This is a genomic window from Amycolatopsis pigmentata (assembly GCF_042684065.1).
Taxonomy (GTDB): Bacteria; Actinomycetota; Actinomycetes; order Mycobacteriales; family Pseudonocardiaceae; genus Amycolatopsis_E; species Amycolatopsis_E pigmentata.
The window spans coordinates 390,963-408,194 of the sequence record NZ_JBHUKR010000021.1; the positions used below are offsets into that span (position 1 = coordinate 390,963).

Sequence of the window (17,232 nt, forward strand, 5' to 3'; positions counted from 1 at the left end):
TTCGCAGGTAGGACAGTCTCGAGGAAGCAGGCCGAGCGAAGTCAAGAGAGATTCAGCTTGGCTCGCGATCGCGCTGAGTGGTCCATATGTGACCGGTGTGGTGACAAGACTTCGCCTGTCTTTGGGGGTAGTGTCACTGGTGACACTACCCCCAAAGGAGCCTCAAACCATGGCCACCGTGCTCGCGGAGTTGGAGGCTGTCCTCGCAGGTAGGACCGCCTCGAAAGTTGAGAGCGAGAAACTCGACTTCAAAGAGCAGAAGCCGAACCAGAAGGAGGCCTGCAATGACCTCGCGGAGGCGGCGGTCTGTTTCGCCAACGGCGCCGGTGGCACGATCGTTGTGGGAGTGGTCGGTAACAAGGCCGGCCACGAAGCCTTCGTCGGTTGCGACCTGGATGCTGCCTTCCTGCGATCCAGAATTCACCAGCTGACAAACCCGGGTCTACTCGTCGATGTCGAAGTAGTGACGTTCGCGGAGAAGCGACTTCTGGAGTTGCGGGTTCCCGAGGGGTTGGAAGTCTACTCGACCACAAAAGGCTGTACTTATCAAAGAATAAATACTGACTGCATCCCCATGAGGCCGACGGATGTTGCCCGGCTGACGGAAGAACGTAGAGGTATAGACTGGTCTGCGGGTTCCAGCGGGCGGGCGGTCGACGAAGTCGATCCCCTGGCGCTTCGGTATATTCGACGTCTTCTGGCGGGCTCCGCTGATCGCACTCGTCAACGGTATGCCGATTTCAGTGAGCTGGATTTGCTGCGGATTTTGAAGGCGGTGGCCGACGACGGTTGTCTCACCCGGTCGGGAGAGATCCTCTTTTGTGGCCCGGGGGCGAATTCTCCCGCTGATCTCGTCGTCTATCAACACAAGCGGACGCAATCAGGGGAGGTCGACACCATTGTTCAGCTTTCAGGGCCGGCAGTAACAGCCTTCGAAGAGCTGGTCCAACTAATTCGGACCCGCCAAGGAATCACTCCTGTCACGCTGCCTGATGGTCAGCAACTGCACATCGAGGACTATCCTTCCGCTGCCGTCCGTGAAGCTTTGGCGAACGCGTTCATCCATGGCGATTGGCGGCTGCGTGTGCCGATCCAGGTTGAGCACTCGCCGCAGTATCTTCGCATCGACTCTCCTGGTCCTCTGGTCTCCGGTATCACGATCAACAACATCCTGACGCACGGTTCGAGAGCGAGATTTCCGGCACTGGCAACCGGATTCCGCATTCTGGGCCTTGCCGAGGAGGTCGGTCAGGGTGTTGACCGGATGTACCGGGAAATGATCCGTTCCGGTCGTGACATTCCCATCATCGCCGAGGATTCCTTTCGTGTCTCGGTGCTTTTCCGGGGTCAGCCACCGAAGGTCAGGATCACCAAATTTCTCGCCACGCTTCCCCCATCCGAACAGAACGACACGGACACCCTGCTCATCGTTCGCCATCTGTGTGAGAAGAAGACGGTCAAGGCGGACGTCATCGCTACCGAGATACAGCGTAGCAACGAAGAAGCGCAAGCCGCTCTCCTTAGGCTTTCCACCGACCCTGTCAACATTCTCGAGCCCACCCGGGCGACGATGAACCGGCGACATCCGTCTTATCGGCTTCGCGCTGAGGTGATAACCCAGCTCGGGAGTGCTGTCGCTTACCATAGTCGCGCCACGGACGATATAGACAAGAAAATAATCGATCACATCAATGATTATGGGGAGATCAACAACAGGACCATTCAGCGACTGTTCGACGTGGACGTATATGCGGCTCGCGACATATTACGCGACCTGGTCGGCCGAGAGATGATATCTCGCAGCTCCGCGCAGAAGCGAGGAACCGCGGTGAAGTATTCGGCCGGTCCGAAGTTTCCGGACAGTAAACGACGCAAGAAAAGGTCGTCGCGTTCGAAGTGATCCCACTCAGCCGTCGAGGACGACGGCGACGATGCCGGCGAAATGCGCGAGCCGGGCGACCTCGGCGGCCCGGAACATGGGACCGCCCGGACGCCCGACGAGCAGGGCATTACCCGGCTTGCCCAACGGGGTGGCGGCCAGTTCGGTGCCGAGCTCCTGCCAGGTCTCGGGCACCCACGGTTCCTCCGCGTCCAGCACGGTCGCCCGTTCGAGCGGCAGCCACGGCAAATCGGTGATCGGTACCTCCGGCGCGGAACCGGAGGAAGCCAGCCGTCGCACGCCTTCGTCGGCCTGCTCGACCACGATCGACCAGCCGGCGCGGATGACCCGCGGCACGCCTTCGACCAGAGTGGCGAGGCCGCGCGCGGGCTGGGCCGCGATCTCCTCCACCAGTTCCAGTTCGCGGTGGGTGTCCAGCAACCCGGCATACGGGCGGACGGCGTCGACCTCGACTCCCGGGATGCTTTCCGCGGCAGTGATGAGAGCGTCCGGCAGGCGGCCGGACGGAAGCTCGATGACCAGGTCGTCGATCGCGATTCCACCATGGCGCTCGACCACGTCCACACTGAGGATGTCGGCGCCGATCAGGCCCAGGGCCGTGGCGACCGCGCCCAGGGTCCCCGGCGAGTCCGGGAGCTGAACCCGGATCAGGAACGACAAGGCGATCCCCTCTCTGTGGGCCTCTTGCTGGATACCGGCCGCTGATTGTGGCAGAACCGCGCGCGAACGGGGAGTCACCGTCCGCGATCCGAGACCTTTTCGCGTACAAGCTGTGCATAACCCCGTCGAGCTCGCAACAGCGCTCGCCATAGACTTGTTCGACGGCCGGACCCTGCGCCCAGGTCCTCCGGTTGCCCCGAAACCGACCACCGCACACCCCGGGAGTAGCCCGCGTGCCCAACATATCCCGCGAAGAGGTCGCACACCTCGCCAAGCTCGCCAGGCTGGCGGTCACCGAAGGAGAGCTGGATGTTTTCGCAGGCCAGCTCGACCACATCCTGGACGCGGTGGCCAAGGTCGGCGAGGTCGCGGCCGACGACATCCCGCCGACCTCGCACGCCGTCCCGCTGACCAACGTCTTCCGCTCCGACGTCGTCCAGCCCGGGCTGACGCAGCAGGAGGCGCTCGCGGGTGCGCCCGCCGCCGAGGAAGGCCGTTTCCGGGTGCCGCGGATCCTGGGGGAGGAACAATGACAGAGTCGGCAGATCTCACCAAACTGACCGCCGCCGAGCTGACCGCGAAGATCCACGCCCGCGAGGTTTCCTCGGTCGAGGTGACCCAGGCCCACCTGGACCGGATCGCCGAGGTCGACGACTTCGTGCACGCGTTCCTGCACGTCGACGCCGAAGGCGCGCTCGCGGCCGCCCGCGCCGTGGACGAGGCGGGGGAACCCGCGTCCGCGCTCGCCGGCGTTCCACTGGCGCTCAAGGACGTCCTCACCACCCGCGGCATCCCGACGACGTGCGGCTCGAGGACGCTGGAGGGCTGGATTCCGCCGTACGACGCCACGGTGACCCGCAAACTGCGCGAAGCCGGCGTGCCGATCCTCGGCAAGACCAACATGGACGAGTTCGCGATGGGCTCCTCCACCGAGAACTCCGCCTTCGGCCCGACGCACAACCCGTGGGACCACGCGCGGATCCCGGGCGGCTCGGGGGGCGGGTCCGCGGCGTCGGTCGCCGCGTTCGAGGCGCCGCTGGCCATCGGTACGGACACCGGCGGCTCGATCCGTCAGCCCGGTTCGGTGACCGGCACGGTCGGGGTGAAGCCCACCTACGGCGGCGTTTCCCGCTACGGGCTGGTCGCGTTCTCCTCGTCGCTCGACCAGGCAGGTCCCTGCGCGCGGACGGTGCTCGACGCGGCGCTGCTGCACGAGGTCATCGCCGGGCACGACCCGCGTGATTCGACCTCCATCGACGCGCCCGTGCCACCCGTGGTCGCGGCGGCGCGTGAAGGGCTGCGCGGGGACCTGACCGGCGTCAAGGTCGGCGTGGTCACCGAGTTCAGCGGCGATGGCTACCAGCCCGGCGTGCGGCGTTCCTTCGAAGCCGCGGTCGAACTGCTGGCCTCCCTCGGAGCCGAGGTCGTCGAAGTCTCGTGCCCGAGTTTCACCTACGCGCTGCCGGCCTACTACCTGATCGCGCCGAGCGAGTGCTCGTCGAACCTGGCCCGCTTCGACGCGATGCGGTACGGGTTGCGCGTCGCCGACGACGGCAGCCACAGTGCCGAAGAGGTCATGTCGCTCACGCGTGAGGCCGGCTTCGGTGCGGAGGTCAAGCGGCGCGTCATGCTCGGCACCTACGCGCTGTCTTCGGGCTACTACGACGCCTACTACGGCTCCGCGCAGAAGGTTCGCACGTTGATCAAGCGCGACTTCGACGCGGCCTTCGAGCGGGTGGACGTGCTGGTCTCCCCGACCACGCCGACCACCGCGTTCAAGCTCGGTGAGCGGGTCGACGACCCGATGGCGATGTACCTCGCCGACCTGTGCACCATTCCCTCGAACCTCGCCGGCAACGCCGCGATGAGCGTGCCCAGCGGTCTGTCCGACGAGGACGGCCTGCCGGTCGGGCTGCAGATCATGGCGCCCGCGCTGGCCGACGACCGGCTCTACCGCGTCGGTGCCGCGTTCGAGGTGGCGCGCGAGCCCGTGCTCGACCGCGTTCCGGACCTGAAGGGGGTTTCCGCATGACACCACCTGTGTCAACTCGCGGCTGTCAGGCTTATTACGGTGAGTGCGCGGAGGTGACAGCGTGACCGCGGTGGCCGACTTGATGGACTACGCCGAGGTGGTCGCCCGGTTCGACCCGGTGCTCGGGCTCGAGGTGCACGTCGAGCTCAACACCGCCACGAAGATGTTCTGCGGCTGTCCCAACCTGTTCGGCGGAGAGCCCAACACGCACGTCTGCCCGACCTGCCTCGGTCTTCCGGGGGCGCTGCCCGTGGTCAACAGCAAGGCCGTGGAGTCGGCGATCCGGATCGGGCTCGCGCTGAACTGCGAGATCGCGCCGTGGTGCCGGTTCGCCCGGAAGAACTATTTCTACCCGGACATGCCGAAGAACTTCCAGACGTCGCAGTACGACGAGCCGATCGCGTTCAACGGCTACCTCGACGTCACGCTGGACGACGGTGAGGTCATCCGGGTGCACATCGAGCGCGCCCACATGGAGGAGGACACCGGGAAGTCGCTGCACGTGGGCGGCGCGACCGGGCGTATCCACGGCGCGGAGCACTCACTGCTCGACTACAACCGGGCCGGGGTGCCGTTGATCGAGATCGTCACCAAACCGATCGTGGGCACCGGGCAGCGGGCACCGGAGGTCGCGCGCGCGTACGTGACCGCGCTGCGGGACCTCCTGCGGGCGCTGGGCGTCTCCGACGTCCGGATGGACCAGGGTTCCCTGCGCTGCGACGCGAACGTGTCGTTGATGGCCAAGGGTGCGGCGGAGTTCGGCACCCGCACCGAGACCAAGAACGTCAACTCGCTGCGCAGCGTCGAGCGTGCCGTCCGGTACGAGATGACGAGGCAGGCCGCGGTGCTGGTCGGCGGTGGCCAGGTGGTCCAGGAGACGCGGCACTTCCAGGAGGCCGACGGCAGCACGTCGCCGGGCCGCGTCAAGGAAACCGCGGAAGACTACCGCTACTTCCCCGAACCCGACCTGGTGCCGATCGCTCCCTCGGCCGAGTGGATCGAGGAGCTCCGCAAGACCCTGCCGGAAATGCCCGCGGCACGGCGCGAACGCATCCGGACCGAATGGGAGCTGACCCCCGAGGAACTGCGCGACCTGTTCAACTCGGGCGCGGTGGACCAGGTCGAGGCCACGGTCGCGGCCGGGGCGAAGCCGGGGGAGGCCCGCGGCTGGTGGGTGAACTTCCTGGCGCAGGAAGCGAACGCGCGCGAAGTGGAACTCACCGCCCTGCCGATCACCCCGGTACAGGTGGCCCGCGTCATCGAACTGATCACCTCGGGCGAGCTGACCAACAAGCTCGCCCGCGAGGTGGTCAAGGGTGTGCTGGCCGGTGAGGGCGAGCCGGACGAGGTCGTGGAAAAGCGCGGTCTCAAGGTCGTTTCCGACGACTCGGCCCTGCTCGCCGCGGTCGACGAGGCACTCGCCGCCCAGCCGGACGTCGCGGACAAGATCCGGTCGGGCAAGGTGCAGGCCGCCGGTGCCATCGTCGGCGCGGTGATGAAGGCGACCAAGGGCCAGGCCGACGCCAAGCGCGTCCGCGAACTGATCCTGGAGCGCGTCGGTTCGTAGGGGAGCTTCGTAGTGGAGGCCGTTGGAGGGCCTGAGGAATGGGGTTTTCGCCGAAGCTGATCAGCTGGCGTGAATGGGTGGGGTTGGGCGCGGGACTGGTCGCGGTGGCGGCGTTGTTCCTGCCGTGGACCACGCTGTCCACGACAAGGCCGGACGTCGAGGAGGCGTTGCGCGCGCTTCCCGCCGATGACGTCGCACGCGATGCCTGGACCACGGGGTTTCTCGCCTGGTTCCCGTCGATTCTGCTGCTGTTGACCGGGATCGTGGTGGTGCTGTTCGGCCAGAACCGCACCGCGCGGATCAGCGGACTGCCGCAGTTGTGGCTGATCGCCGCCGCGGTGGCCGTGGTGCTCCTGGTGTTCGGTTCCCTGACAATCGGGCACGAGTTCGACGAGAACACGCTCGGTCTCCTGAACGAGGGCGGGATCAGCACCAGCGCCGGCATCGGTCGCTACCTCGCGGTGGCCGGCGGCGCCGTCTCCCTGGTGGTCGCCATCCTGGACGCGCGGTCCCTCCGCCGCCGTGGCACCCGCCCGAAGCGCTCCTGAGCTGGAGCAACTCCGTAGTCAACATTCATTGCTTCCGCCCGAGCCCGGAGACCGGGGTCAGTCCTTGCCGGCGCCTCCGGCGGCGGAGGGCTGGATCTGCACGATCACGACCCGGTCGTCGCTGGACACCGGCCGGCCGCCGTCCCGGTTGACCGTGCCGGCCACGGCGTAGCGGGAGTCGATCGGGTTGAGCCCGGCGAGCCGTCCGTAGCTGGGGCCGGTCTTGCCGTCCATGGTGATCTTCGGCGTTCCGCCCACGGAGCCGTCGGCCGAGATCGGCAAGCTCTGGAGGTTGCCCGCGACCGAGGCGGCGACGAGCACCGACTGGTCGCCATCGACGCACCCCGCGACCCCGGGGCGGTCCGGCCAGGTCCACACCGGATTGCCGACCGAGCCGCCGCCCTGGACCCGGAAGAGCACATCGCTGGTGGCCAAGCGGTCGGTCACCCACACCCGCGAGGAGTCCGTCGACCGGCACAGGCCACCGGGCGAATGCAGGCCGGCGGCGTACACCCGCGAACTCGCGATCGGATTTCCCGGCGCCGGGTTGCCCGACGTGTCGATGCGGAGCACCTTGCCCGCCAAGGAGTTCGGGTCGGCGGCCGCGGCCGGGTTGCCCGCGTCACCGGTGGCGACCAGGAGCGCGCGGCCGAGCGGCATGATGGCGCCCCGGTTGCCGGTCGAGCCCTTGGGGATGCCGGTGAGGACCGGTTTGGGCTGCTGGCCCTTGGTGAACCGCACCACCCGGTTGTCGGTCGCGGTGGTGACGTAGGCGAAGACCAACTGGTCCTCGGCGTAGCTGGGCGACAGCGCGAGCCCGGTCAACCCGCCGTCACCGGCCGGATCGACCGGCACCTTCACGACCTCGTCGGCCTTGCCGCCGGGTGCGACCCACAGCACGCGGCCGGTCTTGCGTTCACCGGCCAGCGCGTTCGGTGAGGCCGGGTCGCCGGGTAGCGCGGCCACCGCCGTGACCGTGTCCAGGCAGGTCGCGATGACCGCCTTGTCGAAGTCGGTACATCCCTGCGGGGGCGGGACGGAGCTGCGCGGCGCGCCCGGCCCGGGCGCGCCGGTGGCGGAGTTGCCGTCGATTTCAGGGAGTTCGGGCTGCGGCCCCGCGGGGGCGGACAACTGCGGCTGCGGGACGTAGGTCTGGCCTCCGGCGCGGTCGTCGAACCGCGCGCACCCGGACAGCACGAGTCCGCAGACCACGATCAGCCACGGAACTCTCCCCATCCGAACACGCATAGGTCTCCAGCGTAGGCAACATCACAGCGTACGGCTTTCCAAAGCCCAGCTTAGGTCTCCCACCGTGAGAGGTGGGTAAGTACCGTGGCATCGTGAGTGTGATCGTCCTCGTCCCGGACGAAGAGGGCCTGACCGAACTGGCCGGACTCGACGGCGTCCAGCCGGTTCGCTTCTCCTGGGCCGAACCACTGCCGCCCGAAGCCGCCAAGGCGGAGATCCTGATTCCGGCGACGCCGATGCCCGAACCGGGAGATCTCGCCACGGCGTTTCCCAACCTCAAGCTGATCCAGCTCCTGGCCGCGGGCGCGGAATCCTGGGTCGACGTGGTGCCCGAAGGGGTGTTGCTGTCCAACTGCCGGGGCGCGCACGGCGGTAGTACCGCCGAGTGGGTCGTCGCGGTGCTGCTGGCGGTCTATCGCGAGCTGATCGACTTCGCCGCGGCCGCCTCCGAGCGCCGCTGGAACAAGCACGCCACCGACACGTTGCTGGGCAAGCGGGTTCTCATCGTCGGTGCCGGGGATCTGGGCGAGGAGCTGCGCCGCAGGCTGGAGCCGTTCGACGTCTCGGTGACGATGGTCGGGACCACCGCCCGCGACGGCGTGCACGGGGTGGATGAACTGCCCGAATTGCTTCCGTCACACGATGCGGTGGTGTTGATGGTCCCGCTCACCTCGCGGACCAGGGGCATGGTCGACGCGCGGTTTCTCGCCGCCATGGCGGACGGGGCGGTGCTGGTCAACGCTGCCCGTGGCCCCGTGGTGGACACGGACGCACTGCTCGCCGAGCTCACCGCGAAACGGTTGCGGGCCGCGCTCGACGTCACCGATCCCGAACCGCTGCCCGAGGATCATCCACTGTGGACGGCTCCTGGCCTGCTGCTCACCCCACATGTGGGTGGTGTGGTGCGGGGTGGACGCGGACGCGCGTACGCGGTGGCGGTGCGGGAAATCGAGCGCTACCTCCGCGGCGAACAGCTCCACAATCTGGTACACGGCGAATACTGATCGCTACCCATGCGTGCGTATTCGGGCGAGATGCCTTACTCTGCCGCGCGTGACAGCTGACGACGACGATTACGGCAGGCGCAACCTCTTCACGAATTCCGGCTACTCGGATTCCGCGGAGACCAGCCGGAGTTCCGATTACGACGACTATGACAGCTACGACGGCGAGACCCGTCCGGCAACTCGCTGGCACGGTGGTCTCGACTTCGGACTGCTGATCATGCGGCTCGCGCTCGGCGGCACGCTGGGTGTGCACGGTCTGCAGAAGGCCTTCGGCCTCTTCGGTGGCCCGGGCATCAACGAGTTCGCCCGGATTCTCGGCGACCAGGGTTTCACCAGCCAGACCACGCTGCTGGCCTGGCTTGGTGGCCTAGCCGAGGTGGCGGGCGGCGCCCTGCTGATCATCGGGTTGTTCACCCCGGCCGCCGCGGGCGCGCTGATGAGCGTTTCCGCCGCCGTGGTGTACCTGACCTATGCGGACGGGTACTTCCTGGACGGTGGCAAAGGCTACGAATACCACGCGCTGATGGGCGCGTTCGCGCTCGGACTGCTGTTCACCGGGCCGGGACGGATTTCCCTGGACGTGAACACGCCGTGGCGACGCAACCCGGTGCCTTTCGCGATTCTCGGCATCGTTCTCGGCGGAGGAGCGGCCGTCGCGGTGATGCTGTTGTTCCACCACCGCTGACCACGGCGCCCGCTCCCTGCGGAGCTGTCGTCTTTACCGGCTCGGATCCCGCACCGCGCCGGTGTCGGCGGAGGTGGCCATCCGGGCATAGGCACGCAGCGCGGCGGTGACCGGACGTTGCCGGTCGGCGGGCTGCCAGGGGCGTTCGGCGGCCTCCATCTTCGCGCGGCGCTCGGCCAGGACCTTGTCGTCGACGAGCAGTTCCAGCTTGCGCTCGTGGACGTCGATGAGGATCTGGTCGCCGTTTTCCACCAGCCCGATGGTGCCGTGCGCCGCGGCCTCGGGCGAGATGTGGCCGACCGAGATGCCCGACGAGCCGCCGGAGAACCGCCCGTCGGTGATCAGCGCGCATTTCTTGCCGAGCCCGGCACCCTTGAGGAACGCGGTCGGGTGCAGCATTTCCTGCATTCCAGGGCCGCCGGCTGGACCCTCGTAGCGGATCACCAGCACCTCGCCGGGCTGGATCTTCTTGCCGAGGATGACCGAGACGGCCTCCTCCTGGCTTTCCACCACGCGCGCCGGGCCCTGGAAGCGCCACAGCGATTCGTCGACCCCGGCCGACTTGATCACCGCGCCGTTTTCCGCGAGGTTGCCGCGCAGGATGGCCAGACCACCGTCCTTGGTGTAGGCGTGCGCGACATCGTGCACGCATCCGGCCGCCGCGTCGGTGTCCAAAGAGGACCACCGGTTCTCCGTGGAGAACGCCTCGGTGGTGCGGACCCCGCCCGGTGCGGCGTGGAACAGCTCCAGCGCCTCGGGCGACGGCGACCCGCCGCGAATGTCCCAGGCGGACAGCCAGGTTTCCAGGCTGTCGGCGTGCACCGCCCGGACACCGGTGTTCAGGAGGCCACCGCGATGGAGCTCGCCGAGGATCGCCGGGATGCCACCCGCGCGGTGCACGTCTTCCATGTGATAATCCGAGTTCGGCGCCACCTTGGACAGACACGGCACCTTCCGGCCGATCGCGTCGATGTCGTCGATGGTGAAGTCGATCTCGCCTTCCTGTGCGGCGGCGAGGATGTGCAGCACCGTGTTGGTCGAGCCGCCCATCGCCATGTCCAGCGCCATCGCGTTTTCGAAGGCGGGCTTGCTCGCGATCGAGCGGGGGAGCACGCTTTCGTCGTCTTCGCCGTACCACCGTTTGGCCAGTTCGACCACGACGCGCCCGGCCTCGGTGAACAGGCCCCGGCGCGCGGCGTGGGTGGCCAGCGTGGATCCGTTGCCCGGCAGGGAAAGGCCGAGCGCCTCGGTGAGGCAGTTCATCGAGTTCGCGGTGAACATGCCGGAGCAGGAGCCGCAGGTGGGGCAGGCCGACCGTTCCACTTCGGACAGCCCGGCCTCGTCCACCGCGGCGTTGGCGGAGGCGGAGATGGTGGTGATCAGGTCGCTCGCGGGATGGGCGATGCCGTCCACGACGACCGCCTTGCCCGCCTCCATCGGCCCGCCCGAGACGAACACGGTGGGGATGTTCAGCCGCATCGCCGCGTTGAGCATGCCGGGCGTGATCTTGTCGCAGTTGGAGATGCACACCAGCGCGTCGGCCTGGTGGGCGTTGATCATGTATTCGACCGAATCGGCGATGATCTCCCGCGAAGGCAGCGAGTAGAGCATGCCGCTGTGTCCCATCGCGATCCCGTCGTCCACCGCGATCGTGTGGAACTCCCGCGCCACACCGCCGGCTTCGGCCACCGCCTCGGCCACGACGCCGCCGAGGTCCTTGAGATGGACGTGGCCCGGGACGAACTGGGTGTAGGAGTTGGCGATCGCCACGATCGGCTTGCCGAAATCGCTGTCGGTCATACCGGTGGCCCGCCAGAGCGAGCGGGCGCCCGCGGCGTTGCGGCCGTGCGTGGTGGTTCGGGAGCGCAACTGAGGCATACGCCTCAGGTTACGCCGGGGGCTGATCCTCGTCGTCGGTGAGGCCGGACGGGTCCTTCAACCGGCCTTCGCTGACCAGGGAGATGACGGGCAGGTGTCGCGTGCGGACGGTCGGGAGCGGCACCTCGGTGTCGTCGGTGAGGACCGCTTTGACCTTCGCCCGGCCGGTGATGGCCAGGCCCTTGAGCCTCTCCCAGGGGAGTTCGCGATGCCCGAACATGGTGCGCACGGCCAGTCCCTCACCGGTGGCCACCGTGCGCGTGCGGACGACGAACACGATCAGCGCGAGCGGGACGACGTAGAGCGCCCACAGCCCGGGCACACCGGAAAACGCCGTCGGAACCAGGCACACCATCAGGAGAACCACCGCGAGCAAAGCGGTTCCGGGCACGCGGAACACCGCCTTACGTCCGCGTTCGCGCCGATCCTCCGGTCCGTTTTCTTGGGCCACCCCATGATGGTGCCCCTTCACCGCCGGGCCGCCGCACCCAGGTCCTCCGACTTTAGGAGTGCCCAGTATCCGGGATCACGATCTCGCAGAGTTGACACTGCGTGCGACCAGGCATTAACGTCATGAACGTGAAACCGCAGAACGGCATCGTACTTTCCTGGCGCGTCGACGCGTAGGGACTGGCCCTGCGTCGACGCGCGACCCTCGTGCGACCTCATGGTCGGCGGGGGTTTTTTGTTGCCCAAGCCATATCCGAGCCTTTTCCGACCGTCTGAACCACCCGAACGAGTGACCGCATCCACGAGATCCACGAGGCAGAACTGATGACTAGCGCCACGTCGCGACCGGCACCGGGAACCCCGTCGCCCGCCCAGCTCGGGCCCCGCCCCAAGCCCGCTCCGCCCGCCGGCACCCCCGTACGGGTCACCGGCGCGCAGTCGCTTGTTCGGTCACTCGAAGCGGTCGGCGTCGAGGTCGTGTTCGGCATTCCGGGTGGCACGATCCTGCCCGCCTACGACCCGCTGCTCGACTCCACAAAGGTCCGGCACGTGCTCGTCCGGCACGAGCAGGGCGCCGGCCACGCGGCGACCGGTTACGCACAGGCCACCGGCCGGGTCGGGGTGTGCATGGCGACCTCGGGTCCCGGCGCGACCAACCTCGTCACCCCGCTGGCGGACGCGAACATGGACTCGGTGCCGGTGGTGGCCATCACCGGGCAGCAGACCCGCGCCCTGATCGGCACCGACGCCTTCCAGGAAGCCGACATCTGCGGCATCACGATGCCGATCACCAAGCACAACTTCCTCGTCACCGACCCGGTCGACATCCCGCGCGTGATCGCCGAAGCGTTCCACCTCGCCGCGACCGGGCGCCCCGGACCGGTCCTCGTGGACATCCCGAAGGACGTGCTCCAGGAGACGACGTCGTTCTCCTGGCCACCGGAGATGCGCCTGCCCGGCTACCGGCCGACGCTGCGCCCGCACGGCAAGCAGGTGCGCGAGGCCGCCCGGCTCATCGCACAGGCGCGCAGGCCGGTGCTCTACGTCGGAGGCGGCGTGATCAAGGCCGAGGCGCACGCCGAGCTGGCGGCGCTGGCCGAGCTGACCGGGATCCCGGTCGTCACCACGCTGATGGCGCGCGGCGCGTTCCCGGACTCGCACCCGCAGCACCTGGGCATGCCGGGCATGCACGGCAGCGTCGCCGCGGTCGCCGCGATGCAGCGGTCCGATCTGCTCGTCGCGCTCGGTGCCCGCTTCGACGACCGGGTGACCGGACGGCTGGACTCGTTCGCGCCCGAGGCCAAGGTGGTGCACGCCGACATCGACCCGGCGGAGATCTCCAAGAACCGCAAGGCGGACGTGCCGATCGTCGGGGACTGCGCGGAGATCATCACCGAACTGATCGAGGCCGTGCAGGCCGAGGTCGACCGCACCGAGAAGCCCGATCTGAGCGCGTGGTGGACCCAGATCGACGCCTGGCGCACCACGTTCCCGGCGGGCTACGAATGGCCCTCCGACGGCACCCTCTCCCCGCAGTACGTGATCGAACGGATCGGCGCGCTCGTCGGGCCGGACGCGATCTACGCGGCCGGGGTCGGCCAGCACCAGATGTGGGCCGCGCAGTTCGTCCGCTACGAGAAGCCGCGCAGCTGGATCAACTCCGGTGGCCTGGGCACGATGGGCTTCGCCGTGCCCGCCGCGATGGGCGCGCAGTTCGGGCATCCGGACAAGCAGGTGTGGGCCATCGACGGCGACGGCTGCTTCCAGATGACCAACCAGGAGCTCGCGACCTGCGCGATCGAGGGCGCGCCGATCAAGGTCGCGGTGATCAACAACGGCAACCTGGGCATGGTCCGGCAGTGGCAGAACCTGTTCTACGCCGAGCGGTACTCCAACACCGACCTCGGCACGCACAAGCACCGCATCCCGGACTTCACCCTCCTCGCTGAGGCGCTGGGCTGCGCCGGACTCCGGTGCGAGACCCGGGAAGAGGTGGACGAGGTCATCCGCAGGGCGATGGACATCAACGACCGCCCGGTGGTGATCGACTTCGTGGTCGGCAAGGATGCCCAGGTCTGGCCGATGGTCGGCCCCGGCGCGGGCAACGACGAGGTCATGGCGGCGCGGGGCATCCGTCCCCTCTTCGAGGACGACGAGGTGGGGGAATGATCAACCGGCGCTTGCGTTCTCAAGGTGACCGGAGGACGCGCCCCCGGAGGTACGCCAACGGGGAGGCGGGTCGCCCCCGTACCTGCCCGCACGGAGCTGACCGGGTCACGGCCCGTCTACCCGTTTGCGTGGGCGCGTCTGCAAAAAGGCGCAGTGGGGGAATGATCAACCGGTGCTTGCGCTCTATTCGCTGGGGCGTGTCTCGAAAGGGCGGAACGAGCAAGTGAGTACACATACGCTGAGCGTGTTGGTGGAGAATGTGCCCGGGGTGCTCGCCAGGGTCGCCGGGCTGTTCTCCCGCCGCGGATTCAACATCGAGTCCCTCGCCGTCGGGCCCACGGAGAACCCGGAGGTGTCCCGAATGACGATCATGGTCGCAGTGGAGGAGCTACCGCTCGAACAGGTGACCAAACAGCTCAACAAGCTGGTCAACGTAATCAAGATCGTGGAGCTCGAGCAGGCCACGTCGGTGCAGCGCGAGTTGTTGCTGGTCAAGGTCAGGGCGGACGCCACGGTGCGCAGCCAGGTCCTGGAGACCGTGCAGCTCTTCCGGGCCAAGGTGGTCGACGCGGCACCCGAGGCGCTGACCATCGAGGCGACCGGTACCAGCGATAAGCTGACCGCGCTGCTACGGATGCTGGAGCCTTACGGGGTCCGGGAAATCGTGCAGTCCGGCATGGTGGCGGTCGGCCGGGGCGCGCGTTCGATCACCGCCACCTCGTCCCGCTGAGAGCCCGGGCGGGCCGTGGCACCAAGCAGTGAAAATCGAAAGGAAATTGTTCCCCTCATGTCAGTCGAAATCTTCTACGACGACGACGCCGATCTGAGCCTCATCCAGGGTCGCAAGGTCGCCGTGATCGGCTACGGCAGCCAGGGCCACGCCCACGCGCTGAGCCTGCGTGACTCCGGGGTCGATGTGCGCATCGGTCTTCCGGAGGGGTCGAAGTCGCGTGCCAAGGCCGAAGACGAGGGCCTGCGGGTCCTCACGCCGGCGGAGGCCTCCAAGGAGGCCGACCTCATCATGATCCTGGCGCCCGACACCAAGCAGCGGTTCATCTACGCCGAGGACATCGAGCCCAATCTGTCCGACGGTGACGCGATCTTCTTCGGGCACGGCTTCAACATCCGGTACGGGCTGATCAACCCGCCGGCCAACGTGGACGTCGCGATGGTCGCGCCGAAGGGGCCGGGGCACCTGGTACGCCGCCAGTTCGTCGACGGCAAGGGTGTGCCGTGCCTGATCGCGGTCGAGCAGGACCCGTCCGGCAACGCGCAGGCGCTGGCGCTGGCCTACGCGGCCGCCATCGGTGGCGCGCGGGCCGGGGTCATCAAGACCACCTTCAAGGAGGAGACCGAGACCGACCTGTTCGGTGAGCAGTCGGTGCTCTGCGGCGGCGCCACCGCGCTCGTGCAGACCGGGTTCGAGGTCCTCACCGAGGCCGGGTACGCGCCGGAGATCGCCTACTTCGAGGTGCTCCACGAGCTGAAGCTCATCGTCGACCTGATGTACGAGGGCGGCATCGCGCGCATGCGGTACTCGATCTCCGACACCGCCGAGTACGGCGACCTGACCCGCGGCCCGCGCGTCATCACGCCCGCGGTCAAGGAGGAGATGCGCAAGATCCTGGGCGAGATCCAGGACGGCACCTTCGCGCGCGAGTGGGTCGCCGAGGACGAGGCGGGCCGGCCGAACTTCCGCAAGCTCCAGGAAGCGGGCGAGCAGCACCCCATCGAGGAGACGGGCAAGAAGCTGCGCGGCCTGATGTCCTGGGTGGACCGGCCGATCACCGAGACCGCCTGATCGGTAGCGCTTGATTGGTAGCAAGGTGGCTTTGCTCGACCGGAGGCGGAGGCGATAGCCGTCAACGACGGAACTCCACCGCCGAAGGCCGCTGCACGCGGCCGGACACGCTTTTCGTCCGGCCGCCGATTCAGCACGGATCATCCGTAGTAAAGCCACCTTGCTCCGCTACGACGACGTCCCCGGCAGGCCGTCGTCCGTAAAGTGGGAGCGTGATCCGCATCCGGCTCGATGCGTGGACACTTGCTCGCACACGCATCGCGATCAGCCCGCTCAATGACCTTGTGAGCGGGCTGTACCTGTTGCTGAGGGAACAGGGACGGGTGCCGTGGCCCTACACCGAGTGGGCGGCCACGGCCCGGGAGGTGCTGCGGACGGTGCCGGAGGTCGCACCCCTGCGGATTTACGCCCAATTGCACGGGCGGTCGCACGAACGGCGCGTACCCGATGTGTTCACGCCTATGCCGCTCACGTCGGCCCCGAGCATCGCCGACGAACTGTCCGTGCTCCGGCGCACCGACAGGACGACGGTCGCGGAGCAGTTCACCATGAACTATCCCGAAGGCGTGCCCCAGTACCTGGAACCGTTCCTGGACGATCCGGACCGTGCCTTCGGGCAGTTGGCGGACGCCTGCGCCGCGTACTGGGACCTCACGCTGGCCTCGCGTTGGCCGGTGATGCGTACCGCGCTCGAGGAGGAAGTGCTGCTGCGCGCCCGGGCTCTGGCCGCGGACGGGCCGGACGCGCTTCTGGCCGATCTGCGGGGCCAGGTCCGGTGGGAACCCCCGGTGCTGTCCCTGGTCAAACCGGTGGAGTCGGCCTTTGACGCGGTAGGCCGGCGGCTGCTGCTCGTCCCGTTGATCTTCGCGCAGGGCATCCTGATGTGCTCGACAGATCTGCCGGACACCTTGATGGTCACCTACCAAGCGCGCGGCACGATGGCGCTGGCCGGCCCATCGTCGCCCGAGCACGCCGATGACCGGCTGGCTGTCCTGCTCGGCGCGGGCCGGGCCGCGGTCCTGCGTGCGCTGACCGAGCCCGCGACCACGACCGGGCTGGCCACAGCGCTCGGTTTGGCGCCCAGCACGGTGTCCGAGCACTTGAGCATCCTGCAGGCCGCGGGCGCGGTGCACCGCCGCCGAGCGGGCCGTCGTGTCCTGTACGAACTACAACCGACCGGCATGGCACTGGTCTCACTGCTCACAGACGAGCGCAGCCACTCCGCGGGGTGATGATTCGGCGAACGCCGAATGCATTCACTTGCCGGTGGGCCGGCCTTAGCGTTCG

The 17,232-nt window shown here is 67.9% G+C and carries 15 protein-coding genes; 11 read left to right on the forward strand and 4 right to left on the reverse strand.

Annotation, left to right across the window (positions count from 1 at the left end):
• Positions 1-169: 169 nt before the first annotated feature.
• Positions 170-1,900: an RNA-binding domain-containing protein gene (locus tag ACFSXZ_RS33085; RefSeq protein ID WP_378269617.1), complete on the forward strand. Its 1,731-nt coding sequence runs from the start codon at positions 170-172 to the stop codon at positions 1,898-1,900.
• 6 nt (positions 1,901-1,906) lie between these two features.
• Here ACFSXZ_RS33085 and ACFSXZ_RS33090 read toward each other — a convergent pair whose 3' ends face one another.
• The gene (locus tag ACFSXZ_RS33090; RefSeq protein ID WP_378269618.1) at positions 1,907-2,560 is read right to left on the reverse strand and encodes an amino acid-binding protein; all 654 of its coding nucleotides are present in this window, start codon (positions 2,558-2,560) and stop codon (positions 1,907-1,909) included.
• A gap of 233 nt (positions 2,561-2,793) precedes the next feature.
• Here ACFSXZ_RS33090 and gatC point away from each other — a divergent pair, with 233 nt between their 5' ends.
• The 4 genes from gatC to ACFSXZ_RS33110 all read left to right on the forward strand — a co-directional run bounded on the left by gatC (position 2,794) and on the right by ACFSXZ_RS33110 (position 6,707).
• Entirely contained in the window at positions 2,794-3,093 is a 300-nt protein-coding gene (gene gatC, locus ACFSXZ_RS33095; RefSeq protein WP_378269619.1) for an Asp-tRNA(Asn)/Glu-tRNA(Gln) amidotransferase subunit GatC, read from the forward strand.
• Complete coding sequence (gene gatA / locus ACFSXZ_RS33100; RefSeq protein WP_378269621.1) at positions 3,090-4,592, forward strand: Asp-tRNA(Asn)/Glu-tRNA(Gln) amidotransferase subunit GatA; 1,503 nt, start codon at positions 3,090-3,092, stop codon at positions 4,590-4,592. The genes gatC and gatA overlap by 4 nt, the downstream gene beginning before the upstream one ends.
• 61 nt (positions 4,593-4,653) lie before the next feature.
• Complete coding sequence (gene gatB, locus ACFSXZ_RS33105) at positions 4,654-6,159, forward strand: Asp-tRNA(Asn)/Glu-tRNA(Gln) amidotransferase subunit GatB (protein ID WP_378269623.1); 1,506 nt, start codon at positions 4,654-4,656, stop codon at positions 6,157-6,159.
• A 38-nt stretch (positions 6,160-6,197) separates the two neighbouring features.
• Positions 6,198-6,707, forward strand: coding sequence for a hypothetical protein (locus ACFSXZ_RS33110; RefSeq protein ID WP_378269624.1), 510 nt, complete (start codon positions 6,198-6,200; stop codon positions 6,705-6,707).
• Between the two features lie 57 nt (positions 6,708-6,764).
• On the opposite strand, the gene ACFSXZ_RS33115 is transcribed toward ACFSXZ_RS33110, so the two are convergent.
• The gene (locus ACFSXZ_RS33115; protein WP_378269625.1) at positions 6,765-7,955 is read right to left on the reverse strand and encodes a PQQ-dependent sugar dehydrogenase; all 1,191 of its coding nucleotides are present in this window, start codon (positions 7,953-7,955) and stop codon (positions 6,765-6,767) included.
• A gap of 92 nt (positions 7,956-8,047) precedes the next feature.
• Between ACFSXZ_RS33115 and ACFSXZ_RS33120 the strand changes: the two genes are divergently transcribed.
• On the forward strand, positions 8,048-8,959 hold the full coding sequence (locus tag ACFSXZ_RS33120; protein WP_378269626.1) for a 2-hydroxyacid dehydrogenase: 912 nt from the start codon (positions 8,048-8,050) through the stop codon (positions 8,957-8,959).
• Positions 8,960-9,008: 49 nt separating this feature from the next.
• The gene (locus ACFSXZ_RS33125; protein ID WP_378269627.1) at positions 9,009-9,647 is read left to right on the forward strand and encodes a DoxX family protein; all 639 of its coding nucleotides are present in this window, start codon (positions 9,009-9,011) and stop codon (positions 9,645-9,647) included.
• Positions 9,648-9,680: 33 nt separating this feature from the next.
• Here ACFSXZ_RS33125 and ilvD read toward each other — a convergent pair whose 3' ends face one another.
• Together ilvD and ACFSXZ_RS33135 are read right to left on the reverse strand one after the other, a co-directional pair.
• The gene (ilvD, locus tag ACFSXZ_RS33130; RefSeq protein WP_378269629.1) at positions 9,681-11,525 is read right to left on the reverse strand and encodes a dihydroxy-acid dehydratase; all 1,845 of its coding nucleotides are present in this window, start codon (positions 11,523-11,525) and stop codon (positions 9,681-9,683) included.
• 10 nt (positions 11,526-11,535) lie between these two features.
• Positions 11,536-11,976, reverse strand: a complete 441-nt coding sequence (locus tag ACFSXZ_RS33135; protein ID WP_378269631.1) for a PH domain-containing protein — start codon at positions 11,974-11,976, stop codon at positions 11,536-11,538.
• Between the two features lie 323 nt (positions 11,977-12,299).
• On the opposite strand from ACFSXZ_RS33135, the gene ACFSXZ_RS33140 reads away from it, so the two are divergent.
• The 4 genes from ACFSXZ_RS33140 (at position 12,300) to ACFSXZ_RS33155 (ending at position 17,177) form a co-directional block, all read left to right on the forward strand.
• Positions 12,300-14,144: an acetolactate synthase large subunit gene (locus tag ACFSXZ_RS33140; RefSeq protein ID WP_378269632.1), complete on the forward strand. Its 1,845-nt coding sequence runs from the start codon at positions 12,300-12,302 to the stop codon at positions 14,142-14,144.
• 223 nt (positions 14,145-14,367) lie between these two features.
• The gene (ilvN, locus tag ACFSXZ_RS33145) at positions 14,368-14,874 is read left to right on the forward strand and encodes an acetolactate synthase small subunit (protein ID WP_378269633.1); all 507 of its coding nucleotides are present in this window, start codon (positions 14,368-14,370) and stop codon (positions 14,872-14,874) included.
• A 57-nt stretch (positions 14,875-14,931) separates the two neighbouring features.
• Complete coding sequence (gene ilvC / locus ACFSXZ_RS33150) at positions 14,932-15,945, forward strand: ketol-acid reductoisomerase (protein WP_378269635.1); 1,014 nt, start codon at positions 14,932-14,934, stop codon at positions 15,943-15,945.
• Between the two features lie 212 nt (positions 15,946-16,157).
• Positions 16,158-17,177, forward strand: a complete 1,020-nt coding sequence (locus ACFSXZ_RS33155; RefSeq protein ID WP_378269636.1) for an ArsR/SmtB family transcription factor — start codon at positions 16,158-16,160, stop codon at positions 17,175-17,177.
• The last annotated feature ends 55 nt before the right edge of the window (positions 17,178-17,232 follow it).

Bases quoted from the DNA above. Each gene is read 5' to 3' on its own strand.
- ACFSXZ_RS33085 (WP_378269617.1), top strand. From the start codon at position 170: ATGGCCACCGTGCTCGCGGAGTTGGAGGCTGTCCTCGCAGGTAGGACC.
- gatA (WP_378269621.1), top strand. From the start codon at position 3,090: ATGACAGAGTCGGCAGATCTCACCAAACTGACCGCCGCCGAGCTGACC.
- ACFSXZ_RS33110 (WP_378269624.1), top strand. From the start codon at position 6,198: ATGGGGTTTTCGCCGAAGCTGATCAGCTGGCGTGAATGGGTGGGGTTG.
- ACFSXZ_RS33115 (WP_378269625.1), bottom strand. From the start codon at position 7,955: ATGCGTGTTCGGATGGGGAGAGTTCCGTGGCTGATCGTGGTCTGCGGA.
- ilvD (WP_378269629.1), bottom strand. From the start codon at position 11,525: ATGCCTCAGTTGCGCTCCCGAACCACCACGCACGGCCGCAACGCCGCG.
- ACFSXZ_RS33140 (WP_378269632.1), top strand. From the start codon at position 12,300: ATGACTAGCGCCACGTCGCGACCGGCACCGGGAACCCCGTCGCCCGCC.
- ilvC (WP_378269635.1), top strand. From the start codon at position 14,932: ATGTCAGTCGAAATCTTCTACGACGACGACGCCGATCTGAGCCTCATC.